Source organism: Desulfovibrio sp. UIB00 (assembly GCF_022508225.1).
GTDB lineage: Bacteria > Desulfobacterota > Desulfovibrionia > Desulfovibrionales > Desulfovibrionaceae > Desulfovibrio.
Window position 1 is genome coordinate 1 of sequence record NZ_JAETXJ010000020.1, and the last position, 2145, is coordinate 2145.

Annotated in this window: 2 protein-coding genes; both read left to right on the forward strand. The window is 63.4% G+C overall.

Annotated elements, in window-relative coordinates; translation table 11 throughout:
- Positions 1–472, forward strand: a 472-nt coding sequence (locus JMF94_RS15020; protein WP_276612957.1) for a tripartite tricarboxylate transporter substrate-binding protein, incomplete at its 5' end; no start/stop codon positions are given.
- A 250-nt stretch (positions 473–722) separates the two neighbouring features.
- Positions 723–1886 carry an IS481 family transposase gene (locus JMF94_RS15025; protein ID WP_221781674.1) on the forward strand — a complete coding sequence of 388 codons (1164 nt, stop codon included), beginning with the start codon at positions 723–725 and terminating at the stop codon, positions 1884–1886.
- Positions 1887–2145 lie beyond the last annotated feature (259 nt).

A 2145-nucleotide genomic window follows, 5' to 3' on the forward strand; every position in this document is an offset into this window, starting at 1 on the left:
CGAGCTGATGAAGCTGCTCACCAGGACGGACATGGTCCACGTGCCCTACAAGGGCGCCGCGCCTGCGCTGGCCGACCTCATGGGCGGCCAGATCCCGCTGTTCCTGGACCCGCCGCCCAACCTCATCCAGCCCGCCAAGGCCGGCCGCATCCGCCTCATCGGCGTGGCCAGCGACAAGCGCCTGGCCGCGCTGCCCGACGTGCCCACCTTCGTGGAGCAGGGCTACGACGGCCTGCTGGGCAGCACCTGGGCGGCCATGATCGCGCCGGCCGGCGTGCCGCGCGAGATCGTGCAGCGCATGTCCGCCGAGGTGTCGCGCATCATCCGCAGTGCCGAGGTGTCGCAGCGGCTGGAGCAGGTGATGGGGACGTTTGCGGAGGGGTCCACGCCTGAGGAGTGCGATCGGTTCATTGCTGCCGAGACGGAGAAGTGGGGGAGGGTGATTCGGGAGGCGAAGGTGACGGTGGACTGAGTCTTTCTTGTTCTCGGGTCTGTTTTTTGACCCTGCCGGGTGGTTGTTTTTCGAGGCCGGGTTTCGGCCCGGCAGCCGACCCGCTTTCTTGTCGCGCGACAAGAAAGCGGGGCAAAGAAGCGCGCCCGGTACGACTCACACTCATAGGTGACACATCAGTACAAGGACATGGGTAACAGATCCAAGCTTGGCAGCTGGAGCCAACAGCAGCCAAGGAGCGATCACCATGCCCTGGAAGGAGTGCGCACCCATGGACGAGAAACTGCTCTTCATAGCCGACCACCTGCGCGGTGGTGCGCCGCTGAGCGAGCTGTGCAGGCGCTACGGCATCAGCCGCAAGACGGCCTACAAGTGGGTTGAGCGTTACCGCCAACTGGGCATGGATGGATTGCAAGAACGCAGTCGCAGGCCCCACGGGAACAATCAGGCGATCAGCTATGCACAGCGCCGGGCCATCATTGAGCTGCGCACGCAGCAAAGGTCACAGATGGGGCCCAAGAAGCTGCACGCCTTGCTCCTGCAGCGTTGGGGCCCACAGGAGACACCCAGCAAAACCACCATCTACAACGTACTGAAGGCTGAGGGGCTTGTTTGCAGCAGGCGTGTACGCAGACGCTCGGTGCCTACGGCCCAGCCCTTGCGGACGAGCAAGCAGCCCAATGGGGTGTGGAGTGCAGACTACAAAGGCCAGTTCAAGACGGCCGATGGTCACTGGTGCTATCCATTGACCATCATGGACCACGCCAGCCGCTATTTGCTGGCCGTGCACGTCTACGACAGCCCCAACTACGAGGATGCCAAACGCAGCTTCGAACAGGTGTTTCGGCAATACGGACTGCCCGAGCGCATACGCAGTGACAACGGTCCGCCGTTCGCGACTACTGGCGTGGCGGGCCTGTCACGCCTGGCGATATGGTGGATAAGGCTGGGCATCAGGCCGGAGCGCATCGAGAGGGGCAAGCCACAGCAAAACGGTCGCCACGAGCGGATGCACCGCACGCTCAAGCATGCCCTGGGCAAAGAGCCTGCGGCGGACAAAGCGGCATTGCAGATGCAGCTCGATGCCTTTGTGGAGCACTACAACCAGCAGCGCCCGCATGAGGCCTTGCAGCAAAGCATGCCGGCCCAGCACTACAGCGACTCGGCCAGGCCATACCCCTCAAAGCTACCCGAGCTGCAGTACCCGAAGCATTGGGAAAGAGTTCGAGTCAGCCACAACGGCCTGATTTACTGGCGAGCGCTGCGGGTCTACATCGGCTACCTGCTGGCGGGGCAGTGGATCGGGATGCAGGAGGTGGCCGCTGGCCAGTGGGATGTGTATCTGGGGCCGGTGCGACTGGGCTGCTTCAACGAAGAGGATGTGCGAGGACCCCAGAAGGACTATGTGAGCTTGAAGTGTTACCCATGTCTGTGAGCTGAGTTGTTACCCATGTCCTTGACACGTACACCCCGCACTGCCCACGACCCTTCGCTTCGCTGCGGGCGACCTGCGTTGGGCGGGATGCGGGGTGTGCCGCAGAACTCGCTGCGCGCTGGCGCGCTTCGCTCAAACAACTGCGGCAAGTCAGATGACGAAGCAAGCCTGTCCTTCGGCAGGCTTGCCACCCCGCCTCCCGCCCAACTCAGGCGTGGGCAGAAGGGGGGAGGCTGGGGAACAGCCAACAGCCAACAGC